This window comes from Methylomonas sp. BW4-1, from assembly GCF_052474385.1.
Window position 1 is genome coordinate 987,116 of sequence record NZ_CP184125.1, and the last position, 23,572, is coordinate 1,010,687.

At 47.8% G+C, this 23,572-nt stretch carries 22 protein-coding genes; all 22 read left to right on the top strand.

What is annotated here, in order from left to right:
* Positions 1-27 precede the first annotated feature (27 nt).
* The 22 genes from ACH5Y9_RS04370 (at position 28) to rlmB (ending at position 23,567) form a co-directional block, all read left to right on the top strand.
* A complete protein-coding gene (locus tag ACH5Y9_RS04370) occupies positions 28-657 on the top strand; it encodes a methyltransferase domain-containing protein (RefSeq protein WP_171695815.1) in 630 nt (209 codons plus the stop codon).
* A gap of 2 nt (positions 658-659) precedes the next feature.
* Positions 660-1,325, top strand: a complete 666-nt coding sequence (locus tag ACH5Y9_RS04375; protein ID WP_033155229.1) for an acetyltransferase — start codon at positions 660-662, stop codon at positions 1,323-1,325.
* Positions 1,322-2,242: a hypothetical protein gene (locus tag ACH5Y9_RS04380; protein ID WP_445368664.1), complete on the top strand. Its 921-nt coding sequence runs from the start codon at positions 1,322-1,324 to the stop codon at positions 2,240-2,242. Before ACH5Y9_RS04375 ends, ACH5Y9_RS04380 begins: the two co-directional genes overlap by 4 nt.
* Before the next feature lies 1 nt (position 2,243).
* Positions 2,244-2,669 carry a GtrA family protein gene (locus ACH5Y9_RS04385; protein WP_445368665.1) on the top strand — a complete coding sequence of 142 codons (426 nt, stop codon included), beginning with the start codon at positions 2,244-2,246 and terminating at the stop codon, positions 2,667-2,669.
* Positions 2,666-3,535: a class I SAM-dependent methyltransferase gene (locus tag ACH5Y9_RS04390; protein ID WP_445368666.1), complete on the top strand. Its 870-nt coding sequence runs from the start codon at positions 2,666-2,668 to the stop codon at positions 3,533-3,535. The genes ACH5Y9_RS04385 and ACH5Y9_RS04390 overlap by 4 nt, the downstream gene beginning before the upstream one ends.
* A 3-nt stretch (positions 3,536-3,538) precedes the next feature.
* Entirely contained in the window at positions 3,539-4,576 is a 1,038-nt protein-coding gene (rffA, locus tag ACH5Y9_RS04395; protein WP_445368667.1) for a dTDP-4-amino-4,6-dideoxygalactose transaminase, read from the top strand.
* Positions 4,577-4,742: 166 nt separating this feature from the next.
* On the top strand, positions 4,743-5,756 hold the full coding sequence (locus ACH5Y9_RS04400; protein ID WP_445368668.1) for a glycosyltransferase family 2 protein: 1,014 nt from the start codon (positions 4,743-4,745) through the stop codon (positions 5,754-5,756).
* A gap of 71 nt (positions 5,757-5,827) precedes the next feature.
* Positions 5,828-7,129 (top strand): lipopolysaccharide biosynthesis protein, encoded by a 1,302-nt coding sequence (locus ACH5Y9_RS04405; RefSeq protein WP_445368669.1) that lies wholly within the window; start codon positions 5,828-5,830, stop codon positions 7,127-7,129.
* A gap of 7 nt (positions 7,130-7,136) precedes the next feature.
* On the top strand, positions 7,137-8,168 hold the full coding sequence (locus ACH5Y9_RS04410) for a glycosyltransferase family 2 protein (protein ID WP_445368670.1): 1,032 nt from the start codon (positions 7,137-7,139) through the stop codon (positions 8,166-8,168).
* Positions 8,169-8,304: 136 nt separating this feature from the next.
* Positions 8,305-9,075, top strand: a complete 771-nt coding sequence (locus ACH5Y9_RS04415; RefSeq protein WP_445368671.1) for a glycosyltransferase family 2 protein — start codon at positions 8,305-8,307, stop codon at positions 9,073-9,075.
* A 111-nt stretch (positions 9,076-9,186) separates the two neighbouring features.
* A complete protein-coding gene (gene trhP / locus ACH5Y9_RS04420; protein ID WP_445368672.1) occupies positions 9,187-10,542 on the top strand; it encodes a prephenate-dependent tRNA uridine(34) hydroxylase TrhP in 1,356 nt (451 codons plus the stop codon).
* Between the two features lie 14 nt (positions 10,543-10,556).
* The gene (gene rraA, locus ACH5Y9_RS04425) at positions 10,557-11,042 is read left to right on the top strand and encodes a ribonuclease E activity regulator RraA (protein WP_445368673.1); all 486 of its coding nucleotides are present in this window, start codon (positions 10,557-10,559) and stop codon (positions 11,040-11,042) included.
* 37 nt (positions 11,043-11,079) lie between these two features.
* Complete coding sequence (ispH, locus tag ACH5Y9_RS04430; RefSeq protein ID WP_033155221.1) at positions 11,080-12,036, top strand: 4-hydroxy-3-methylbut-2-enyl diphosphate reductase; 957 nt, start codon at positions 11,080-11,082, stop codon at positions 12,034-12,036.
* 24 nt (positions 12,037-12,060) lie between these two features.
* A complete protein-coding gene (locus ACH5Y9_RS04435; protein WP_313734021.1) occupies positions 12,061-12,417 on the top strand; it encodes a rhodanese-like domain-containing protein in 357 nt (118 codons plus the stop codon).
* Positions 12,410-12,808 (top strand): RNA-binding S4 domain-containing protein, encoded by a 399-nt coding sequence (locus tag ACH5Y9_RS04440; RefSeq protein WP_445368674.1) that lies wholly within the window; start codon positions 12,410-12,412, stop codon positions 12,806-12,808. The genes ACH5Y9_RS04435 and ACH5Y9_RS04440 overlap by 8 nt, the downstream gene beginning before the upstream one ends.
* Before the next feature lie 234 nt (positions 12,809-13,042).
* Positions 13,043-14,833 (top strand): hypothetical protein, encoded by a 1,791-nt coding sequence (locus ACH5Y9_RS04445; RefSeq protein WP_445368675.1) that lies wholly within the window; start codon positions 13,043-13,045, stop codon positions 14,831-14,833.
* A gap of 22 nt (positions 14,834-14,855) precedes the next feature.
* Positions 14,856-17,798: a DUF748 domain-containing protein gene (locus tag ACH5Y9_RS04450; protein WP_445368676.1), complete on the top strand. Its 2,943-nt coding sequence runs from the start codon at positions 14,856-14,858 to the stop codon at positions 17,796-17,798.
* A 374-nt stretch (positions 17,799-18,172) separates the two neighbouring features.
* Positions 18,173-18,340 (top strand): hypothetical protein, encoded by a 168-nt coding sequence (locus ACH5Y9_RS04455; protein WP_445368677.1) that lies wholly within the window; start codon positions 18,173-18,175, stop codon positions 18,338-18,340.
* A 109-nt stretch (positions 18,341-18,449) separates the two neighbouring features.
* On the top strand, positions 18,450-18,737 hold the full coding sequence (locus tag ACH5Y9_RS04460) for a hypothetical protein (protein WP_445368678.1): 288 nt from the start codon (positions 18,450-18,452) through the stop codon (positions 18,735-18,737).
* Between the two features lie 110 nt (positions 18,738-18,847).
* A complete protein-coding gene (locus ACH5Y9_RS04465; protein ID WP_101055405.1) occupies positions 18,848-20,440 on the top strand; it encodes a hypothetical protein in 1,593 nt (530 codons plus the stop codon).
* Between the two features lie 62 nt (positions 20,441-20,502).
* The gene (rnr, locus tag ACH5Y9_RS04470; RefSeq protein ID WP_445368679.1) at positions 20,503-22,827 is read left to right on the top strand and encodes a ribonuclease R; all 2,325 of its coding nucleotides are present in this window, start codon (positions 20,503-20,505) and stop codon (positions 22,825-22,827) included.
* Complete coding sequence (gene rlmB / locus ACH5Y9_RS04475) at positions 22,824-23,567, top strand: 23S rRNA (guanosine(2251)-2'-O)-methyltransferase RlmB (protein ID WP_445368680.1); 744 nt, start codon at positions 22,824-22,826, stop codon at positions 23,565-23,567. Before rnr ends, rlmB begins: the two co-directional genes overlap by 4 nt.
* Positions 23,568-23,572: the final 5 nt, after the last annotated feature.

A 23,572-nucleotide genomic window follows, 5' to 3' on the forward strand; every position in this document is an offset into this window, starting at 1 on the left:
GTTTAATAGTTTAGATTGCCCGATATCATGACTGCTGAAAAACTAATTAAAGACATAGGGAATTACTACGGTAGAAAGATCGTCGAGCATGGGGTAAGTCCTAAGGGTGTGGACTGGAATGGAGAGGCTAGCCAAGTTTTGCGGTTCAGTCAATTATGTAAATTGCTTGACGCGGGTGCCTGCGATGAGTTTTCTATAACCGATTATGGTTGTGGTTATGCCGCATTGGCGGACTATTTGGCAGCTCGTTTCGAAAAATTTGAGTACCTCGGATACGATGTTTCCGCTGAAATGATCGATGCTGCGAGGATAGAGCATTGCGATCAGTCAAATGTTAGGTTTAATGTTGGAAGTCAAATACTAGAAGTCACAGATTATTGTTTGGCAAGCGGCGTTTTTAACGTCAAGCTTGAGTATTCAGACGATACTTGGATTGATTATATTCATACGACTTTGGATGCTATGTCCCAATATGCCAGTCGAGGATTTGCGTTTAATTGTCTTACCGCTTATTCGGACGCAGATAAGATGCGCGATTACCTCTATTATGCGGACCCGTGTGCCTTGTTTGATTTGTGTAAGCGCCGCTATTCGCGAAATGTGGCATTGCTGCATGATTATGGGCTGTATGAGTTCACGATATTGGTAAGGAAATAATTATGAAGAATCGGCTTGTAATTTTCGGTTGCGGTGAAATAGCACAGCTTGCCTATTTTTATTTCAGTAATGACTCAGATTATGAAGTCGTGGCTTTTACGGTTGACAGGGCATATATAACGGACTCATTTTTTTGCGGTCTTCCAGTCGTGGCATTTGAAGATATTATTCTGCAGTATAGCCCAGAAGAGTATGAATGTTTTATCGCACTTAGTTACTCGAAACTAAATGCAGTTCGTAAGGAAAAGTATTCGTCGGCCAAAGCAAAAGGATACCAGTTAGCAAGTTATGTTAGTAGCAGGGCTACAATTTTAAACGAGGGGCGAATTGGCGATAACTGTTTTATTTTTGAAGATAACACAATTCAGCCTTACGTTACGATTGGTAATAACGTAACACTTTGGAGCGGCAATCACATCGGTCATCACTCTACTATTAAAGATCATTGTTTCATCGCCTCCCATGTCGTTATTTCTGGAGGGGTCGAAATTGGGGAGCAATGTTTCGTTGGTGTTAACGCGACTATCAGAGATCACATTAAAATTGGAGAAAAATGCGTTATTGGAGCTGGAGCATTGTTGCTCGTGAATGCTGAACCCGAAGGTGTTTACATGGGAATGGCAACAGATCGATCAAAAATTCCAAGTACCAGATTAAGGGGAATATGAATAGCAAATGGCAAAAGCTAGGACTGCTCTACAGTACCCCTAGCAACGGACTTCATCCCAAACTCATGACCCATGCTTCAAATCCTCTGCCCGTGTTACTGAAAGATGATGTATACCGTATTTTTTTTAGCGGCAGAGATGCGAATAATCGATCTTCGGTTGGTGCAGTTGATATCGATATCCTAACACGCGAACTTGTTTGTGAGCATAGTGAACCCTTTTTTGTACATGGACCTGAGGGTTGTTTTTATGCTGACGGCGTTAGCATCGGTAATTGCTATGAGGTTAATGGGATAACCTATATGCTTTTTATGGGATGGCAGACGCCTAAACAGGGGCATTGGCGGGGCGATATTGGTAGATTGATTTTAAAGCCGGATTGGAGTTTAGAGTTAGACTCTGATATTCCTCTTATGGGATCTGATGATGTTGATCCCATAAGTCTTTCTTATCCTTGGGTCCAAAAGGATGAGGACGGTTATAGCATGTGGTATAGCTCAGTTACAACTTGGGATATTGGCAATGGAGAAATGTTAGCTCCGATCAAATACGCTTCTTCTCATGACGGACACAAATGGAATCGTAAAGGGTTAGCAATACCTTACGAAATTGGAAGAGCGCAAGCCTTTTCTAGGCCCACAGTTATAGGTGATTTAGAAAACGGATTTAAGATGTGGTTCTCTTATCGAAGCGATATTGGAGGTAAATACCGAATTGGATATTCTTATAGTAATGATGGAAAGCAGTGGGAGTTATCCTTGGCAGACGCGGGCATTGATGTTTCTATTTATGGATGGGATTCTGAAATGATTGAGTATCCATTTGTTTTTGAGCACAAAGGCCATCGATACATGCTCTATAACGGCAATGGCTTTGGCAAGACAGGGTTTGGATTGGCTGTTTTAACTTATGGGTAATATGTCTTTGCCACAAAAGAGAAGTCGAAGTTCAGTAAAACAATTATTTCGCTACGGAGTTGTTGGAGTTTTCAGTAACTCGGTGGGTTATATGGTTTATTTACTGATTACTTATTTTGGAGGGGCTCCTAAAGTAACCATGACTTGTCTATATGCTGTCGGGGCTGTTATTGGCTTTATTGGCAACCGTAAACTGACATTCGCGCACTCGGGAAGTTTGCTTGGAGCTGGAGTCCGTTACGCAATTGTACATTGCGTAGGATATTTTATTAACCTTGGGATACTTATCGTAATGGTTGATAAGCTTGGATACCCGCATGAGTTAGTTCAAGCGGCGGCGATTTTTATCGTGGCTTTGTTCCTTTTTTTAACATTCAAGTTTTTCGTTTTTACGGCTTCTGGAAGTGTTAATGCGGGTAAGGTATGAGACATTGCTTAGCTTGTAACTCGCAATATGATACTAAAAACTCTAACTGTTTATGTTGTGGATTTAGCCCCTGCAATATAGACGGTTTTGATTCTTACGCGCCTGATTATGCTCGTGGTGGCGGAGGCTTTAAGGCAAGTTATTTTTCGGAGTTAGCTTGTCTTGAATCATCTAATTTCTGGTTCCAATCGAGAAATAAAATAATTTTGTGGGCTTTGAAAAAATACTCTCCAAGCCTAAGAGATTTTCTTGAAATAGGTTGTGGTACTGGTTTTGTGTTGAGCGCAATTCAAAATTCTTTTCCAGATGTAGCAGTTAATGGAAGCGAAATTTTCGTCGAAGGGCTGGGATTTGCTGCGAAGCGAGTTCCTTCAGCTAATCTCATGCAAATGGATGCTCGGCAAATTCCCTTTATGGATGAATTTGACGCTATTGGAGCTTTCGATGTACTCGAACACATCAAAGAAGATGAGCTTGTTCTTAGTCAGATTCGTAAGGCATTGAAGTCCAAAGGAGTGCTATTGCTCACTGTGCCTCAGCATGCGTGGTTATGGAGCGTTGCTGACGAATATGCACTTCATGAACGTCGTTATTCTGCTATAGAGATTTATAAAAAGGTAGAGATGGCGGGGTTTAGAATCGTCAGAAGTACGTCTTTTGTGTCTTTGATTTTGCCTGCGATGATATTTTCTAGGTTTTTTAAAAAGAATAAGGACGAGAAATTTGATCCCACATCTGAGCTTAAAATTGATCCTTGGTTGAATATATTATTCGCTAGCTTGTTAAGGATTGAGCTTGCAGGGATAAAGTTTGGAATGAATTATCCCTTAGGTGGATCCCGACTTATAGTTGCTACGAAGATTTAAAGTATGAAAAATATGCAAAATACTATTCCTTTTAATTGGCCTTATATGACAGGCAAGGAGTTGTACTATATAGCCGAAGCTCATTTCAATGGAAGCTTGGCTGGTGATGGGCCTTTTACCAAGAGATGTCATGGCTGGATAGAGGAGCGTACCCATTGTAGTAAAGCTTTATTAACTCACTCATGCACGGCTGCGCTGGAGATGGCTGCATTACTATTGGATATTCAGCCTGGTGACGAGATCATTATGCCGTCTTATACCTTTGTTTCAACGGCCAATGCCTTTGTGTTACGTGGTGGCGTGCCAGTTTTTGTGGATATCCGAGAGGATACCTTGAATCTGGACGAGCGATTGATCGAATCAGCTATTACGCCGCGAACGAAGGCGATTGTACCAGTTCATTACGCTGGGGTTGGGTGCGAAATGGACACAATTATGGCTATTTCTAAGCGCCATGATCTTAAGGTTGTAGAGGATGCCGCGCAAGGTGTCATGGCTAGTTATAAAGGGAGCATGTTAGGAAGCATCGGTGATCTTGGGACATATAGCTTTCATGAAACCAAGAATGTTATATCTGGAGAGGGTGGAGCTATATTAGTGAACGATCCTGACCTAGCATTGTGTGCCGAAATTGTTCGAGAAAAGGGTACTGATCGCAGTCGTTTTTTCCGTGGTGAAGTTGATAAATATACCTGGCAAGAAGTTGGCTCATCATTTTTGCCTGGTGAATTGATCGCTGCTTTTCTCTGGGCTCAGCTTGAAGATTCTGAGCGCATAACACACGAGCGGCTGGTAAGCTGGCAGCGTTACCATGAGATATTAGAGCCTCTCGAATCGAAAGGTGTTCTACGCCGACCTATAGTCCCTGATAGTTGTCAACATAATGCCCATATGTACTACGTGCTATTGGCTTCTGATATTGATCGGCAACAAGTATTGAATGAGTTCAAACGTAATGACATCACGTCAGTGTTTCACTATGTTCCGTTGCATTCTTCGCCGGTCTGGGGAACGATATGGAAGAGTTCACGGCGAACTTGATGTTACCAATTCGCGCTCAGAAAAATTGATACGTTTGCCGCTTTGGGTTGGACTTACTTCGGACCAGCAAAGACGAGTTGTGGATGTGCTGGAATATGTTACGAGCAAAGGGTAGATTTTGCCTGCTATGTGTTTACTTCATTGAAAATTAATTGATGAGTCAAACATGACAAACTTTGGGCAATGGAATAATCAACTACTGGAGCCAGTATTGATTACCTATAATAGGGCCTCGTGCTTAAAAGAAACATTGCAAACTTTTCTCGATGCCGGTCTGACCGAGATGCGTCTGCATGTTCTGGATAATGCATCGACAGATGAGACAGGTGAGGTTGTGGCTGCATATCAGGAACAATGGCCTAATCTGCAATATCATCGTAACAAATATAATATTGGCGGTAACGGTAATATTTTGCGAGCGGTGGAAATAACTGATTCAAAATATTGCTGGATTATCGGCGATGATGATGACTGGCATCTAGAATTTATTTTAGAGTTAATTTTTGCACTGAAAAATAGCGATGCCGATATTATTCGTTTGGGTTGGCTGGTAGAGGATAAGCATAGAGGTCAACTTATCAGTGCACTGGATTTGGCTCAAAATGAATCGTTGTTTTTTGCTAGTATTAGCATGATTTCCGCAACAATAACTCGGCGTTCTATTTTGGCGGCTTATTTGCCAAATTCTTACATGAACATTGGCGATGCTTACCCTCAATTAGTACCAGCCATCCTTGCCGTGCAACAAACACCTCTCCTTGTTTATAGTACCAAAAATAACTTAATGACACATACTCCAAATGCCGGCCCAGGATATTATTTCGGTGATTTGGAATGGTATGCTGCTTGGTTCAGAACCAGTAGGTTTCTAACGGACAGAAAACTCCGTATAAAATTTATTGGGGAAATCACTCGGTATATGACAAGGGACAGGAATAGTAAGAACGGCTGCTTATGGTTGGTTAAAGTCGCTTTAAACTATAAAGCCCAAGGTATAAATCAATTCAATTATTTGTTGTCTATGCTGGCATATGGTGATGGTTGGCGCGGTCGCATCCTAATCGTATTGCTGGTCTATTGCTTAATGCCCGGCCGTTTGGCAGGAGGCTTGCGGCGATTTTATCGTAAGCTTTTTAATTTACCCGAGAGAGCTTTAACTATTGATCGATCCAGGCTTTGATTTTTTTGCCGAATTGAATTTATAACTAGCCAATCCATTCATTGGATACAGGGAACCCGAGGCAAAACTATATGCAGGTCGATAAGAAAACGTTAGCAGTTTTAGCGCAACGCGGCTGGCAGGCTGGTGCTGGCCTGATTACGCTGTTTTGCATTGCACGGTATTTATCGCCTGCTGAACAGGGCTACTACTACACCTTTGCCAGCCTCGCCGGCTTGCAGGCGTTATTGGATATGGGTCTATCCACCATACTGGTACAGCAGGCGGCTCATGAATTTGCCGAATTGACTTGGTTGCCGCACGGGGCGGTCGTTGGTAAAAATGTCGGCCGCTATCTGGCTCTGACTAAAAAAGCGTTGTATTGGTATGGTGCTTCAGGACTGCTGTTTTTGTTGGTTTATCCGGGCGGTTTGTATTTCTTTAGTCATCGGCCCCAGGAGTCGGATTTAGCCTGGCAGCAACCTTGGTTGGTTCTAGTTGTCAGTACCGCAGTAGGTTTGGCCTTATTACCGGTTTTGGCTATAGTGGAAGGCAGCGGTAAAGTTGTGGAGGTCTATTCGCTGCGCTTGGTGCAAGGTATTGTTGGCGCTATCGCCATTTGGTTTACCCTAATGCAGGGGGGCGGTCTTTATGCGGTCGCTATGATGCCCGCATCGGCTGCCTTGATTGCTTTGGTATGGGCACTATTTCGCTATCCGAAACTATGGGTATCAGCGTTGTTTGGAATTTCCGGAGACTTCGGTTGGTGGCGAGAGCTTTGGCCGATGCAATGGCGTTTGGGAATCAGTTGGCTCTGCGGATATTTTTTAACGCAGATGCATACTCCGCTATTGTTTCAAACTCAGAATGCTGTGGTTGCAGGGCAAATGGGTGTCACCATGACCGTTTGCAACATGTTGGGTTTGTTAAGTTTAGCTTGGATGACGAGCCGAATCCCCGTATTAGCGAAAGCTGCCGGTCAACAGGATTGGGATTTACTGGACAAGGAATTCAAAAAGGGTTTTAAACGTTCACTTGCGGTATTTGTCCTGGGGGCGGTGTTTTTTGTTTTGATTCGCTATGCGGCCGATTACACGGCGTATGGCGTAAGATTTTTACCGTTTTGGGAAACTTTTGTTCTCATCGGTGCAATCTTGTTTGCCCATATTTCCGGATTGTTAGCTATCTATCTCAGGGCGCACCGTAAGGAGCCCTTTCTTTGGTTGTCCTTGTCGGGAGCGTTGTTGACCGTTGGTGGCTCGGTTTGGCTGGCGCCAAGTTGGGGTTCGGCGGGTATTGTGCTGGTTTTGTTTTTAGTGAATGTTGGGTTCGGTTTTCCAACATCGCTGGTGATGTGGGTAATGCTTCGTAAAAAGTGGCACGCGATAATATAATAAAAATATGAATAAAGAGAATAGGCCCTTACTAACTATTGCCATTCCAACTTGGAATAGGGCAAATTATTTAGTTAAGAATATCGAACAAATTGTATCTCAGCTTGGTGAATTAACGTATCCAACAGAGATTTTAGTATCCGACAACTGTTCCAGCGATAATACTAAAGACTGCGTCGACGAGTTCTTAAACAAAGGACTTCCGATACGATATATAAGAAACTCGGAGAACATAGGTCCTGATCTAAATATTGCACAATGCTTTAATCAGGCGGCTGGGCAATACGTTTTAATTTTTGGCGATGATGACTTACTGATAGATGGCTCGTTAAAACATCTGGAAAGTTTATTGGCGCGTAAAAATTATGGTGTGGTGTCAGTCCGAGCATATGGTTACGACTTCGACTTTAGGGCTGAATACCCTGGCGGTAGCGAGAAGTTGTACGAATTTGCAAACTCAAACGAGTTTATTATCAAGTTAGGTAAGTTTTCGACGTTGATTTCCGTGAATATAATATCCAAGGATTATTTGCAAGGTGTCGATGCTAACGATTACTGCGGAACCAATCTGGTACACATTGATTTAATTTACAGTGCTGCTTTAAAGGCGCCTGTTAATCTATATGTAGACAGCTATTTGGTGGCTTATAAGCGTAATAATAGCGGCGGCTACTCCTTTTCCGACGTGTTCGTTGATAAGTTTGGCGCTATTGTTGATAAATATATTGATAGTGGATTATCCGTCGATACCAAATATAAACTCGAGTCGGATATGCTGATAGGCTATTATCCATACTACGTGTTAAGGTTACGGTTGCAGGGAACTGAAGATTTGAGCATTGCCTATTCACGATTTAATGCCAGATTTTCTCGGCATTGGACTTTTCATTGTTTTGTCGCGCCAATTTTTAAGTTGCCAAAAGGATTGGCAATAATTTACGGTGCCATATCGGTTTTTATCGGAAGAGTGTTGACTGGCGACTTCAGACGTGGTTGCGCTTTTGTTTGGGTACGGTTAGGCAAATTTATTAGGCATTAGTGTTCTGGCTTATGAGCAATTGTTTTTATTAAAGATTGATAAAGTTCACCTTATTAACATACCGATGATTTCTTTTTGCTAAAGGTGGAGACGGCTATTAATTGTTTCAAGATTCTTAAGTATTTATCTCAAGTCAATGAAAATATCAATTGTCACCGTATCTTATAATGCGGCTGAGTTTATTCACGATAATTTGCAGTCAGTATCGAGGCAGAATTTTAATAACATCGAGCATATCGTCATTGATGGTGGCTCAACCGATGGCACCGTCGATATGGTGTGTAAATTCGGTCAGCATCTGGCCAAGTTTATTTCCGAACCTGATCACGGTATTTACGATGCGATGAATAAAGGTATTTTTCTGGCGTCCGGTGATGTCATAGGTACACTGAACGCCGACGATGTGTATGCGGATGACACGATATTATCCCAAGTCGCCGACATTTTTTCTGACCCTACTGTAGACGTCTGCTACGCAGATTTGTTGTATGTCGATAGGTATGATGCTTCAAAAATTGTTCGATATTGGACTTCTTGTAACTATCGTAGCGGTTTATTCGAAAAAGGTTGGATGCCGGCGCATCCCACTTTTTTTGTGCGTCGCCGGTTCTATGAGCAGTTTGGCGGATTCGATTTACAGTTTTCCAGACAAGCAGACTTTGAGTTGACTATGCGTTTTCTAGCCGTGAATAAGGTTAAGGCTGTTTATATTCCCAAAATCTGGATAAAAATGCGGATCGGCGGTATTTCCAATAATAGTCTGATCGGCATTATCAAAGGAAACATAGAAGCTTATTACGCTTGCCGAAAGAATAACCTGCCCGTGCGAATGCCGATGTTTATTTTACGTAAGGTTCTTTCCCGGATGCCGCAGTTTTTTAATAGACCGACTGTCCCCGTTAAGTAATTCCGCGTTCGTTCCGGTCAAGATTTACCGGTTCTTTGGTCAATGCTTCCGATACCCTGGAGCCGTTGATAATTTGCTAGAATGCCTGTTAGCTCATTTTTTAGTACAGACATGAAACACATCGAACTTCTCTCCCCCGCCGGCACCATTCGTAATATGCGGTACGCCTTTGCGTTTGGCGCTGATGCGGTTTATGCCGGGCAGCCGCGTTATAGCCTGCGTGTGCGCAACAACGATTTTATGGCCGACAACCTAGCCAAAGGCATAGCCGAAGCGCATCAGTTGGGTAAGAAATTCTTTCTGGCCGCCAATGTCATTCCGCATAATGCCAAGATTAAAACGTTCTTGAAAGACATGGCGCCGATCATTGCGATGCAGCCGGATGCGTTGATCATGGCCGATCCTGGCTTGATCATGATGACGCGGGAACAATGGCCGGAGATGCCGATTCATTTGTCGGTGCAAGCCAATACCGTCAATTATGCCAGCGTCAGATTTTGGAAGAGTATGGGCGTGGAGCGGGTGATTCTGTCACGCGAGTTGTCGCTGGACGAGATCGCCGAGATTCGCCAGCAGTGCCCTGATATGGAGCTGGAAGTGTTCGTGCATGGCGCCTTGTGCATCGCCTATTCCGGTCGCTGCTTGCTGTCCGGTTACTTCAATCATCGCGATCCGAATCAAGGTACCTGCACCAATTCTTGCCGCTGGAAATACGATACTAAGCCGGCTGTGGAAAATGCGGAAGGCGATTATTTGCTGGCTGATAGTGCGGTCATTTCGATGAATGATTTGAATGCCGGGCTCAATACCGCCAGTTGCGGTGGCGCCGACCGGCATCCTTTGGCCGACAATATCTATTTCCTTGAAGAAGAAGGCCGCCCAGGCGAATTGTTGCCGGTTATGGAAGACGAAAACGGTACGTACATCATGAATTCCAAAGACTTGCGGGCGATAGAGCACGTGCAGCGCTTGGTGGAAATCGGTATCGACAGCCTGAAGATCGAAGGCCGTACCAAATCGCATTTTTACGTAGCGCGCACTGCGCAGACTTATCGGCAAGCGATAGACGACGCATTGGCGGGCCGGCCGTTTCAGCCCGAGTTGTTGGGGATTTTGGATAACTTGGCGAATCGCGGCTACACAGACGGTTTTTATCAGCGTCACCATACCCACGAACACCAAAATTACTTGTCCGGTTATTCCAAAAGCCATCAGCAGCAATTTTGCGGGGAGATTACCCATTACGACGCCGAGACGGGTTGGGCGGACATTAGCGTCAAAAACAAGTTTTCGCTGGGCGACAAGCTGGAATTGATCCTGCCGCACGGCAATCGAGATATAACCGTGGAGAATATGGTCGATAAATACGGTCAGCCCATGCAGGAAGCCTCTGGGGGCGGTTATGAAGTGAAAATTCCACTGCCTGATGCTGATTGCCAGTACGGACTGCTGGCGCGTTATTACTAGCATTTGGAGGCTGTATGTCATTTCTTACCGGCGCTTTATGTGACCGCTTTTCTGCCCAAGAAAACTTTCAAATTGCCGAGCCTTTGTTCCGGTATTTCGGCGGTAAAAGCCGGTTCAGTGGGCAAATCACGACTTTAAAAGTGTTCGAAGACAATACTTTGGTGCGCACCGTGCTGGAAGAAAAGGTTACTGATCGGGTGCTGGTGATCGACGGCGGCGGCTCAAAGCGTTGCGCTTTGTTGGGGGATACCTTGACTGCTTTGGCGGTCGAAAATGGCTGGCAGGGTATCGTCGTTTACGGCAGTATTCGCGGTTCGGAAGCGATCAACAAAATGCCGATTGGTGTGGTGGCTCTGAACACTCACCCGCTTTGCAGCAGTAAGCACGGACATGGACATCGGGATTCGATGATCACTTTTGCCGGCGTCAATTTCAAAAAAGATCACTATCTTTACGCCGATAGCGACGGAATTATCGTCTCGGAAACAAAATTGGATTAAAATCGTTTTGTCTTAACCAAGTAAAATACTCAAGAATATGCAAATCGTACTCGCAAACCCTCGTGGATTCTGTGCCGGCGTAGACCGGGCTATTGAAATTGTCGATCAAGCGATCGATACCTTCGGTGCACCGATTTATGTGCGGCACGAAGTGGTGCATAACCGTACGGTAGTTGACGGCTTGAAGGAAAAAGGCGCGATTTTTATCGAAGAACTCAGTGACGTGCCGGTGGGGTCCTACCTGATTTTTAGTGCCCACGGTGTGTCCAAGCAGGTCCAAAAAGAAGCGGAAGAGCGCAAGTTAACGGTATTCGACGCGACTTGTCCGTTGGTTACCAAAGTGCACATGCAAGTAGCCAAACATGCCAAACAGGATAGGGAAGTGATTCTGATTGGCCATGCCGGCCATCCTGAAGTTGAAGGCACTATGGGGCAGTACGATAAGTGCACCGAGCATGGCGATATCTATCTGGTTGAAACCCCGGATGATGTGAAAAACCTGAGGGTCAACAACCCGGATAACCTGGCCTATGTGACGCAAACCACGTTGTCTATGACCGACACCAAAATAATGGTCGACGCCTTGCGAGAGCAATTTCCGTCCATCAAGGAACAGAAAAAAGACGATATTTGCTACGCCACCCAAAACCGCCAAGACGCGGTCCACGATCTGGCAAAGATTTCGGATCTGATTTTGGTGGTGGGTTCGCCGAATAGCTCCAACTCCAACCGCTTGCGGGAAATCGCCGAACAGCTGGGTAAGCAGGCGTTTTTGATCGATACCTACAAGGATTTGAAACAAGAGTGGCTGGAGGGCATCAACGTAGTCGGCGTGACTGCTGGGGCGTCCGCGCCTGAAGTGTTGGTGCAGGAAGTCATTAATCAACTCAAAGAGTGGGGCGGCGAAACCACCCAGGTTCGTGAAAACAAAGGTATCGAAGAAAAAGTAGTCTTCTCGATTCCGAAAGAATTGAAAAAACACATGGAAGCTTGATTCCGTTTACGACTGGAGAATTTTATGAGCCTTACTGCGCAAGAACTGGTAGCTGCCGCCAAACAACAGATTACCGAAATCGACGTGGCGACTGCGCAAACGCGCTTGAGCAGTTTATTGCTCGATGTGCGCGAGCCAGCGGAATACGCCGCCGGGCATTTGCCGGGGGCTGTCAATATTCCTCGTGGCTTGCTGGAATTTAAGATCGATAGCCATCCGGATTTTCAAGGTCGGCAACAGGCGGACATAGTGGTTTATTGCCAGACCGGCGGACGTTCGGCACTGGCTACTCAGGTCTTGAATCAACTGGGTTATAGCGGTGCGGTTAGCATGGCGGGCGGGTTTAAAGCCTGGACGGAGAGCGGTTTAAGCGTTGAGTGAGTTAAATCAAGTCCGCATCGATAAGTGGCTGTGGGCCGCGCGTTTTTTCAAAACGCGCGGTCTGGCCTCCGATGCGGTCAATGGCGGCAAGGTGCACGTCAACGGCCAGCGCTGCAAGCCGGGCAAGGAAGTGAAAGTCGGCGATTTGATTAGCGTCACCAAAGACCAATACACTTGGGAGCTTAAGGTGACTGATCTGAATAATCAACGCCGTCCGGCTAAAGAGGCTGTGGCGCTTTACAGCGAAGACCAAGCCAGTATCGATAAGCGAATTAAGCAAATCGAGTTACACAAGCAGCAGCAAGCCTTGCTGCATCCGTCAGAGCGCGAGCATAAACCCAACAAAAAACAACGCCGGCAAATCCATCGCTTCAAACAGGACGCGCTCTAAGCACTATTGGCGCGTCGAACAAAACAATAGCCACAAAACACACTTCAATTTATCATTCCCGGCTAACTTGCATGGAATTAGTGCTTGAATAGCGTCTATCCGCGGCATCAAGATGCCTTAGGATAAATTTTATCGCGTCACGATTAAGCGGCGCCTAAGAACTCGATTCTACATTTAAACGATACTGCATCGGGCACATGCCTGCCTGGGTTTCGCGACACCATAGGATATTTAATGTCGATACGTTGTTTTTCAGTCCTGACTACTGCATTGCTAACCAGCGGTTTCCTAGCCGGTTGCGCCACAACCCGGCAAATTGCCGTCGATTATCCCAAAACCGAGTCTTTACCGATTAAGCCGCTACGTGGTCAATCCATGGTGAGCGGTGACGACTACTATGTACAATTGGTCTCCGACTTTGATTTCAAAGGTGATAACGCCCTGAAAGGCGGTTGCAGCGATGTCGGTGGTCATTACGAAAACGGTGACCTGTCCGCGGCGCTAGTATTCAGTGTGCATAACGATGCCTTAAAACTGAAGCGCGAAGCCAGCGGCTTTTTGTACCAAGCCACGACCGGCAAATGCAATTTCAAGCTGGAAACCAAAAAATCTTATCTGACCCCTTGGTTACGGCTCGATTCCAGCAAAGACACCCTGATCGAATACAACTTTCTGACCAGTAACAGCCACGAAGCCAATCTTTCTCAGTTAATCAGCGACGTGAATGCCGCCAGCAGTTTGTTCGCATTCACCGGTGTCGGCGCGGGTATGGCGGTGATGGGCAAGCTGGCCGGCAACTGGGTGGAGAGCAATCCGCAAGTGGTGGCCAAAACTCCCGCAGCCGGCGGTTCCGGTAATGGTAAATACAGTTCCGAGACGCATTCATTGCCTGCCAGTGTGGTGCTTGCCGGCGACAGCAGTAGTTTCAATCAAATCCGTTTGGGTGTTTATGAAGTGGTTGAAGGCGGTTTGAGTGCCTGGTCTTCCGAAAGCAAATTGCTGGGCGAATTGCGGGTTTACCCGGAAATTGTCTCCTCATTACTGTTGAAAACCTCGGGGGACCTGCCGCCCGACGCGCATGATTTGTCACTTGATGAGTTGTGGCGGATACCGATTCAAACGGCCAATGGCGAAGTCAGTTTGCGGCAGTTGATCGATCAAGTCGACCCGGCCGCGAAACCCAATCTGCAACCGGATTGGCAAAACTACCCGGATGTGGAAAGCCAATGCCGGCGCTTGAAGCTGGCGATGAAGGATTTGGGCTTCAATAAATTTGATCGCAATGCGGTGTTGTACTATTTCCTGAGCAAAACCTCGCCGGATTGGAAAAACTTTAATATCTCCGCGCAGCGGGCCATGACCGACGAAATCCGCCCCAAGTTGCTGGAACAATATCGGGCTAAGGACTTCGCCGGCTGTCTGGCGAGCGAAGACTACGCCGTCATGAAGAGCATGAAGCTAGCGGTTAACACCGAGCAGGATTGGGAGGCGCTGACCAACTCCCGGCAGAAAAAAGAAGGCGTCATCAACCCAATTCAATCGGCGGCGCGGCAATTTTTGTCGGCTTTGCAAAACCCCAACAAAGACGAAGCCGCTCGGCAGCTATACCCTTTATTAAATACCGAAAAAGGCGGGAACGGCACGGTGCTACTGCAAAACCATTTGGGCAACTTTGGTTTGGAAGCGCTACTGCAAGTGCCGACGGTTGCTGACGAAGGCGTGCTGATCAACGCCGCTCAGCTGGCGGGTGTGTTTAGCGGACTCAATGTCGAGACTTACACTTGTGCGCGTCCGGCTCAAGATCAAGGCCAGCCTTTGGCGAATATCGGCATCATGCTGTTTGTCACCAAACCCGGCAGCCCGCGTGAAAAAGGCGGGGCTTTGGAGTTTGAGTTAGTGCAAGGCAAGATTGCCCGCCTGGCTTTTCAACATCCGTCCTTTCGAGATTTCGAACAAAACCTGGCCGATTATCCGGATCTCGGCGGATGCCGGATAGATGCCGATTTGTTGAATAAGCTGCACTAATTTCCAGCGTGTGGTGGTGACAATGAATCGAAAAAAAGGCTTGATCGCAGGATTGGGGCTTATTGCGCTTTTGGCGATCTACGCCTTATTGGGGTTTTACCTGGTGCCGGCACTGGCCTTAAAAAAACTGCCGGCTTTAGTTCAGGAAGAAACCGGACAGCAAGCCCGGCTTTCGGCAATTCGCTTTAACCCCTTCAAATTCACACTGACCTTGGAAGGCTTTGCCCTGGCGGCGAAAGACGGCAAAGATCTAGCGGGTTTCGAGCGTTTATTTGTCGATTTGGACACCGTCGAGTCGGCAAAGCTGGGCGGTGTGGTTTTAGATGTCATTGAGTTGCATAATCCGCAAGTCAATATCGAACGTCGCGCCGACGGCGCATTCAATTTTGCGGATATAAAAACCAAGCAATCAGAGTCGCAGCCTGACACAAAAGACAGTGACGGCGAAAGCTTGGCGCTGTTGGTTCATCAAATCGCGATCACAGAAGGACGAATAGGCTGGCAGGATGCTACCAGCGGTCAAGTGCTATCGGAAAACCTGTTACCGCTTAATCTATCACTCAACGAATTCAGCACTCAGGCGGCAAGCAGTGCGCCGGGCGAATTGAGTGTGGGTTTGGAATCGGGCGGCACTATCCAATGGCATGGCGATTTCTCGATTGCACCGCTGGCTTCTAAGGGTCAGTTGCAGTTGGAAAAAATAGGTCTGGCCAGAAGTTGGCAATTATTTTTGCAACAAATCCTGCCGGTGGAAATCGTCAACGGCGTGCTGGGTTTGCAAGTTGATTACACGCTTGCCCAAGCAGCGGATGGGATGCTCACAAAACTAAGCAACGGCAATGTCGAGATCAAACAGCTGGAGATCACCGAGAACAATCACGGTAAGCCCTTAGTTAGTCTGCCGGCCTTGGCGGTCAACGGCATTAATGTCGATGTAAATCAGCAGCAAGTTGAGATCGGTGCCGTATCCAGCAGCGATGCGACGATTAGCGCATGGTTGCAGGCTGACGGTGTTGTCAATTATCAGGCTTTGTTTGCCGGAGATGCCGCGGCTCAAGACGTTAATCAACCACCTGCAACGCCGGCGGTTGCCGAGGAAAGCAACCCTTGGCTGGTTAAAGTGGATGAGTTGGCATTCAACAACTACAACATTCATTTTACCGATTACAGTTTGCCGAAGCCGCTGGAACTGCAACTGAGCGAGTTGAGTGGCAAGGTGCAAAAATTTAGCACGCAGGACAGTGGTAAATTGCCGGTGCAATTGAGCTGCAAGTTCAATAATACCGGCGGGTTGAAAGTGGACGGCGAGATGAGTTTGCAGCCTTTTGCGGGGACTTGGGCGCTGGATATTCACGATATTAATCTGAAAGTGTTCCAATCTTATCTGGACCCCTTTTTAAAACTGGAATTGGTGGATGGCGATTTCAGCGGGAAGGGTAATCTGCAATTAGCGGTGGCCGAGCAACTGCAACTCACGTTTCAAGGCGATGCCAATTTAGAAGGTTTGGTGACTCGGGATCAGCTCAAAAACGTGGATTTCTTGAAATGGTCCAATCTGGAGGTGTCGGGAATAGACATCGATTTGGCGAAACAGGATTTCAAATTCGCCAAGGTAATGTTTGACCGTCCTTACCTGCGGTTTAATATCAAAAAGGATGGTAAAACCAATATCGACGATCTAATGCTGCCGCAAACACCCGCAAAACCAGCTCCGGCAGCTAAACCTCCTGCAAAAACGGCGGCCGGCAAATCCACCGAGCCGCGGGTCAGTATCGGTAAAATCGAACTGAAAGAGGGTAAGTCGGATTTCTCCGACTACTCCTTGATATTACCGTTCGTAGCGGCGATGAACAGTCTCAACGGCGAAGTCAGCGGGTTTTCCTCGGACAAAGATGCCGAGGCCAAGTTGGCTTTAAAAGGCAAGGTTTACGAGATGGCCTCGGTCGGTATCAAAGGCAAATATCAATTCGATACGGGGGATTCAGACATTGCCCTAAATTTTACTAACATGCCTTTGCCGTTGATTACGCCTTATATGGCTGAGTTTGCCGGCTACCGGATTGAGAAAGGCCAAATGGCCCTGGATTTGCGCTACACCATCAAGCAGGCGCAGTTGGCAGTCCAGAATAAATTGCTCATCGATCAGTTGACCTTGGGTGAGCATGTGGAAAATCCGAATGCGGTGTCCTTGCCTTTGCATTTGGCGATTGCCTTGCTGAAAGATGCGGACGGCAAAATTAATCTGGATTTTCCCATCACCGGCAGTCTGGAAGATCCGAAATTCAGTATTGGTTCCTTGCTGGCCGATGTGTTGGTTAATCTGATTTCTAAAGTGGCGATGTCGCCGTTCAAAGCGCTGGGTTCCTTACTGGATGATGACAAGGACTTTAGCGCGGTGGCTTTCGCACCGGGTAGTGCTGAATTGGCTGTCGAAGAATCCGCCAAACTGGATCAGCTTAATAAAGCCTTGCTCAGCAAACCCGAGTTGACCCTGGAAATCAAAGGTATTGCCTACCAAAACATGGATTGGCCGGCGATGCGCTTTGAAGCAGTAAAGGATGTATTGAAAAAAATGAAGTCCGGCGAGTTGCGCGACAAGGGTGAGAAAGTTCGGCACGAATACATTGAATTGTCCGACGATGACTACAAGCGCTTGCTGGCCAAGTTTTTTGGCGAAGTCTTCCCGCTGGAGATGGATAGATCCTTATTGGGCAAGCCACGGATCAAGAGTAATCCGGACGCCGACTTTTACCCGTTGGCGCAACAGAAGCTGGAAGGTATTTTCCCCCCCGATCCGCAGCGCCTTAACGATCTGGCGATTGCCAGAGCCAACCATATCGCGCAGTATCTGGCCGAACCCGGTGGGATCAGCAAAGATAGGCTGTATCTAATGGCGACCGAGTTGAATCAGGCCGAAACAGCCGATGGGATTAAGTCAGTGCTATCGTTGAGCGCTTCACAGTAAACGGAAGCTTACACTGTTTGTAATATAATGGCGTTTACGCAGCGATAGTGGCGCATCGATTTGTATTTAAGGTTTTATAAAAATGGAGATTCTAATGTCAACCCAGTTTTTTCGATTTATTCCGCTGTTGGCGCTAAGCCTAAGCGGACTGTTTTTCGTGTCTCCGGCAGCCGCGCAATCGCTAACATCCTGCACGATGACTTACAAGTTAAGTGGTTGGTCACTCGTTTATAAGCAATATGATGGCCTTGGTAATATCAGTTGTAGTAACGGACAGCGGGCACAAGTTGCACTGGCTTCCAAGAGCATAGGTTTTACCATCGGTAAATCGGAAATAGAGGGCACCGGGGTGTTTTCCGAGGTTAGAAATTTGAATGAAATCTATGGCAGTCTTTGTCGCCTTCGAAGGCCATGCCGGTGCCACCAAGTCGATAGACGGGCAATTGTTAACCCGAGGCGAAATTTCTTTAGCACTGTCCGGCAAGGGTCGCGGTATAGACATTGGCGTGACCTTGGGCGCTTTGACTATCTCACCTAGATGATCGGTTTTTGCGTTGCCGGTGCTTACCGATAAGGTTTTTGGATTTTGCTGATTATGTCGATAGTAGGTGACCTGTGCCGTTTGTAGTCCGAGATCAGACGGGGGCAATTGTGCAACTGTGCGACAGCGGCGATGAGTGGCTGGACGTCGACCACCCGGAAGTAGCGGTATTCTTGCGGCAGGTCCCAAGTGATAAGGCAAGGGAAGCCTTGTCAGCTACCGATAACGATATGGTCAGGGTCATAGACGACTTGGTGGATTTACTGGTAGCCAATCAGGTGTTGATTTTTACCGAGCTTCCTGAGCGCGTGCAAACCAAGTTATTGGCAAGGAAGCAACTCAGAAAGGATGTGAATGCCTTGCAAAATTTGATGGTAGACGACGAAGGGTTGTTCTAGGCAATGGTTGAGGGCTTAGCAACACAGCGCGCTGTTGGTTTTGTCGCCTATTGGGATGTCATCCTGAATAGTGAGCGATTCGCAGCACGTTCATCAATAATGGATGCTCTGTGAAAAACTCGTTTTTTCTGGTCATACCCCAGCAAAAAAATGATCCCCAATTGTCGGCGTCGTTTACCGACGATGCGCTGCGGCAATGGATTGCCGAACTGCCGACTGCCAATCCCGGGCTGGCTGCCCGTTTGTTTTACGAGTTGTTAGGTGAATTAATTTCGGTGGAAATGCCGGCGGCAAAGCGCTTGCATGCATTGGAGTTACTCAGAGACAGCTTCTACTTGATCGACGATTATTTGCGCTCGCGGTTAATCAAGTTCGGTTTCCCAAAGGGCGAAAGCGAAAAAAAAATCTTCGGCTTGGCCTGCGCAATCGAAAGACAATTTACCATCGGCTATTGGAGCGTGGTCAAGGATTTGACCCGCCGCGAAATCGGTTGGTTGCAGGGTAAATCCACGGCCTTGGCGATACAGCGGACTATCCGGGGCTTGAGCCGCATCGTGATAAGTCACTACATGATGAGCTATCCGGTACCGGATTGGATCTGGATCGATTTGCACTCGTTGTATAAACTCGCCGTGAAGTTGGATAAGGCGGGCTCCAAGGTGGCCGACCAGGGCGGTATATTCAGTAAACTGTCGTCAGTCGAAGACAGCTATAAACAAATATTGCTGTTAAGTTTGGCTTATCCATCCGGCTTGATGCAGAAAGAGTTTCAACTGGTTTATGAGTTTCTCGAGAAAATCAGCGATTTTCTGCAAATCGAAACCAAACCGGTAGCCGAACAAGCCGTGCAATGCGCGATTTTAATGGACGAAGACCTGCCGCCGGCTTTTTTGCTCGGTGGCACACAGACAGATCGCCGGTCGGACTCGGCCATGCTTTACCTGAATCTGACCAAGTTGGGCAAAGTAATCAAGCAGGCGGACAAGTTGTGCAGCAAGGAGGAAGCGCGCTTTAGTTCGCTGGAGATCGATAAGAATAATCATCAAAAGTTATCCGCGGAACTGTTCGACTATCTGATGCAGCGCTGGCAAGGGAAGGAGCCGCAAGGGACGGTCTATTTTGCCGATAGGCTGGATAGATATGTGGCTATTGGTTTGGAAACGACCTATGATCTATTGGAAACCGGTAGACCCGGTCTGGAAACCGGTCTGGAAATACGGGCCGAGACTGACTCCGAACGCGCCTTGTCCTGTAATTTCCACAAGGAAGGCGTGTTGTCTATCGGCAGCTTGGTGAGTTTTCGTAAGATAGACGCGATGCCGCAACAACGTTCGCTCGGCGTGGTTTGCAAAATACTGCTCCCCAAGCAGGATTCCAAGCTGATATTTGAGGTGATGGTCATCGCCGCGCAAGCTTTTCCGGTGGCTTATCAGGCGCTGGAGGCGGATACCGATGCGGAGCGCAAGAAAGCCTTGATCTATGGCATAAGAGATAATGAAGGCGAAAAGAGCTTTATCATCATGGATTCTTTTCGCTTGAAAGACGGCGATTTATTGCGAATGTTCATGGGGCATGAGAATTTTCCCATTATTTTGAACGGCCGTAGAAATATCGGCTTGGGCTATTGGCAGTTCGAATGCCGGCGTATTCTGGACGACGTCGTTCCCACGCAGAACAAGAAGAAAGGCTATGATTTTATATAACAAAGACGATTACCGGCCGGTTCCGACAGGGAACAGGCGGCAGAACCCAGCAAACAGACTCAATGACAGCAAATACCGATCAGACATCTGATTTTAACGCCCTCGTCGATCCGCACGCCCAGCGTGAGGCCGAAAAATACGAGAATCCCATCCCCAGTCGCGAGCTGATCCTCCAGCTTATTCAAGAAGCCGGCAAGCCGCTACGCCGCCAACAAATCGCCCAACAATTTGCCTTAGAAACGCCCGATGCCCTGGAGGCGCTGCGCCGCAGGCTGCGAGCCATGGAGCGCGACGGTCAGCTTAGTTTTAACAGTCGGCAAAAATATTGCCTGGGCTCCGGGGGTAACACAATCGCCGGACGGGTTTTGGGACATCCGGAAGGTTTCGGTTTCTTGAAACCCGACGACGGTAGCGAAGACCTGTTTTTGTCGCCACGGGAAATGAAGCCGCTGATGCCCAACGACCGAGTCATCGCGCGCGTGGCCGGCATTGATAGACGCGGCCGTCGCGAAGCGGCGGTGATTGAAATCAGCGAACGCAATACGCATCAAGTGGTCGGTCGGTTTTTTACCGAGGGCCGCGTGGCTTATGTGGTGCCGGATAACAAAAAGATTGCCCACGAAGTGCTGATTGCCAAGGAAGACGTCGGCCATGCCAAACAAGGCCAGATCGTGGTCGCAGAGATAATTCAGCAACCTAGCCAGCATTGCCAGCCCTTGGGCCGCATCATCGAAGTACTGGGCGCGCATATGGCGCCGGGCATGGAAATCGAAATGGCGATTCGCTCGCACGATTTACCCAATCAGTGGCCGGACCAGTTACTAGAAGAAATTAAGGAGCTCACGCCGCAAGTCCCGGAGTCCGCCAAGCAGGGCAGGGAAGATATTCGTAAATTGCCCTTGGTCACCATAGATGGCGAAGATGCCCGCGATTTCGACGATGCTGTCTACGCGCAAAAAACCCCGAAAGGCTGGAAGTTGTTGGTGGCGATTGCCGACGTCTCACATTATGTAAAAGTCGATACCGCTTTGGATGCCGAAGCCAAAAATCGCAGTACTTCTGTATATTTTCCGGAAAAAGTCATTCCGATGCTGCCGGAGATACTGTCTAACGGATTGTGTTCGTTGAACCCGGAAGTGGATCGTTTATGCATGGTCTGCGAATTACTGATCAACGAAGAAGGTAATGTCCTGCGTTCGCGGTTTTTTGAAGCGGTGATGCGCTCCCATGCGCGTTTGACCTATACCGACGTAGCAAAAATGCTGGTGGATGGCGATCAGAAGCTGGCAAAAAAATACGCCGCTTTGCTGCCATATTTACAGACTCTGTACGACTTGTACAAGGTGATGCGTAAGCAGCGCGAGTTGCGCGGGGCGATGGATTTCGACACCCAGGAGACCAAAATCGTCTTTGGGCCGGAGCGCAAAATCGCTGAAATCGTGCCTTTGCAGCGCAACGATGCCCATAAGCTGATCGAAGAATTTATGATTACCGCCAACACGGCAGCGGCGAAGTTTCTGAACAAGAAAAAAATGCCGCGCCTGCTGCGGATCCACGATGGTCCCGGCCCGGAAAAATTACTGGCGCTGAAAACCTTTCTGGGCGAATTGGGTTTATTTCTGGGGGGTAAGGCGCAACCCACGCCATTGGATTACATGCATCTGCTGGAGTCGGTAAAGGAACGTCCCGACGCGCATTTGATTCAGACGATTTTGCTGCGCTCCATGTCGCAAGCCGTTTACAGCCCGGAAACCAAAGGCCATTTTGGCTTGGCGCTGGATGCCTATGCGCACTTTACTTCGCCGATCCGGCGCTATCCTGATTTGCTGGTGCATAGGGCGATCAGGCATTGTCTGGCCGGTAAGTCGGTTGATAGTTTTTATTACACGCATCCTGACATGGTGTTGTTGGGTGAGCATTGTTCGGCGAACGAGCGCCGAGCCGACGACGCCACCCGCGATGTGGTGAGCTGGCTGAAATGCGAGTATATGATGGACAAGATCGGCGAAGAGTTCGACGGCGTGATTTCCGCCGTGACCGGTTTTGGCTTTTTCGTTGAATTGCAATCGATTTACGTGGAAGGCTTGGTGCATATCGCCTCTCTGGTACAGGATTATTTTGCCTTCGACGCCAGTAAACATCAGTTGTACGGCGAGCGCACCGGCGTACGTTACCGCTTGGGCGATATGGTGAAAATTCGCGTGGTGCGGGTTAATCTGGACGACAAGAAAATCGATTTTGAGTTGCTACAGACGGGTAAAAAAATCGCTAAAACCAAATCCTCTTCTGGCCGCAAAAAAGCCGAAGCCGGCGCTAAAGCGACGAAGTCGAATAAAGATAAAAAATCCTCAAGTAAGCCAAAAGCCAAAAAACGCCGTCGCTCATGAATTTAACCCAATTGTTTGGTATTCACGCGGTGCAAGCCGCGCTGGATTATTCACCGCAGAAAATTCGCCGAGCCTGGGTGGATAGTCAACGCCAGGATGTGCGCCTGAAGCAAGTGATAGACGATCTCGTCAAGCTGGGTATCAATCCGGAAAAAACCGAGCGTAAAAAGCTGGAAAAGATGGCCGACGGCAAGAATCACCAAGGCATCGTCGTCTCGGTCGAGTTACCGGCGACGCGCAGCGAAGACCAGCTCAAACAAGACGTTGAAGCGCTAACCCAGACGCCGTTTTATTTGGTGCTGGATCAAGTGCAAGATCCGCACAATCTCGGTGCTTGTTTGCGCACCGCGGATGCCGTGGGTGCGCATGGCGTGATCGTCACTAAAGACAATGCCGCCGGTATCACGCCGACGGTTTGTAAAGTAGCCAGCGGTGCAGCGGAAACGGTGCCGGTGTATCAGGTCACCAATCTGGCCAGAGTTCTGCGCTGGTTGAAAGAGCAGAATATCTGGATCATGGGCGCGGCCGGCGAAGCTGAGCAAACCGTGTTTCAGATGAAACTGGATATGCCCCTGGCGCTGGTGATGGGCACGGAGGGTACTGGCATGCGCCATCTGACCCGTCAGCATTGCGATTTTCTGGTGAAAATTCCTATGGCTGGACAGGTGGAAAGCCTGAACGTATCGGTGGCTGCTGGCGTATTGTTGTACGAAGTGTTTCGGCAGAAACTGCTTGCTTAAGCGGC

Bases quoted from the DNA above. Each gene is read 5' to 3' on its own strand.
- ACH5Y9_RS04370 (WP_171695815.1), top strand. From the start codon at position 28: ATGACTGCTGAAAAACTAATTAAAGACATAGGGAATTACTACGGTAGA.
- ACH5Y9_RS04375 (WP_033155229.1), top strand. From the start codon at position 660: ATGAAGAATCGGCTTGTAATTTTCGGTTGCGGTGAAATAGCACAGCTT.
- ACH5Y9_RS04380 (WP_445368664.1), top strand. From the start codon at position 1,322: ATGAATAGCAAATGGCAAAAGCTAGGACTGCTCTACAGTACCCCTAGC.
- ACH5Y9_RS04385 (WP_445368665.1), top strand. From the start codon at position 2,244: ATGTCTTTGCCACAAAAGAGAAGTCGAAGTTCAGTAAAACAATTATTT.
- ACH5Y9_RS04390 (WP_445368666.1), top strand. From the start codon at position 2,666: ATGAGACATTGCTTAGCTTGTAACTCGCAATATGATACTAAAAACTCT.
- rffA (WP_445368667.1), top strand. From the start codon at position 3,539: ATGAAAAATATGCAAAATACTATTCCTTTTAATTGGCCTTATATGACA.
- ACH5Y9_RS04400 (WP_445368668.1), top strand. From the start codon at position 4,743: ATGACAAACTTTGGGCAATGGAATAATCAACTACTGGAGCCAGTATTG.
- ACH5Y9_RS04405 (WP_445368669.1), top strand. From the start codon at position 5,828: ATGCAGGTCGATAAGAAAACGTTAGCAGTTTTAGCGCAACGCGGCTGG.
- ACH5Y9_RS04410 (WP_445368670.1), top strand. From the start codon at position 7,137: ATGAATAAAGAGAATAGGCCCTTACTAACTATTGCCATTCCAACTTGG.
- ACH5Y9_RS04415 (WP_445368671.1), top strand. From the start codon at position 8,305: ATGAAAATATCAATTGTCACCGTATCTTATAATGCGGCTGAGTTTATT.
- trhP (WP_445368672.1), top strand. From the start codon at position 9,187: ATGAAACACATCGAACTTCTCTCCCCCGCCGGCACCATTCGTAATATG.
- rraA (WP_445368673.1), top strand. From the start codon at position 10,557: ATGTCATTTCTTACCGGCGCTTTATGTGACCGCTTTTCTGCCCAAGAA.
- ispH (WP_033155221.1), top strand. From the start codon at position 11,080: ATGCAAATCGTACTCGCAAACCCTCGTGGATTCTGTGCCGGCGTAGAC.
- ACH5Y9_RS04435 (WP_313734021.1), top strand. From the start codon at position 12,061: ATGAGCCTTACTGCGCAAGAACTGGTAGCTGCCGCCAAACAACAGATT.
- ACH5Y9_RS04445 (WP_445368675.1), top strand. From the start codon at position 13,043: ATGTCGATACGTTGTTTTTCAGTCCTGACTACTGCATTGCTAACCAGC.
- ACH5Y9_RS04450 (WP_445368676.1), top strand. From the start codon at position 14,856: ATGAATCGAAAAAAAGGCTTGATCGCAGGATTGGGGCTTATTGCGCTT.
- ACH5Y9_RS04455 (WP_445368677.1), top strand. From the start codon at position 18,173: ATGAAATCTATGGCAGTCTTTGTCGCCTTCGAAGGCCATGCCGGTGCC.
- rnr (WP_445368679.1), top strand. From the start codon at position 20,503: ATGACAGCAAATACCGATCAGACATCTGATTTTAACGCCCTCGTCGAT.
- rlmB (WP_445368680.1), top strand. From the start codon at position 22,824: ATGAATTTAACCCAATTGTTTGGTATTCACGCGGTGCAAGCCGCGCTG.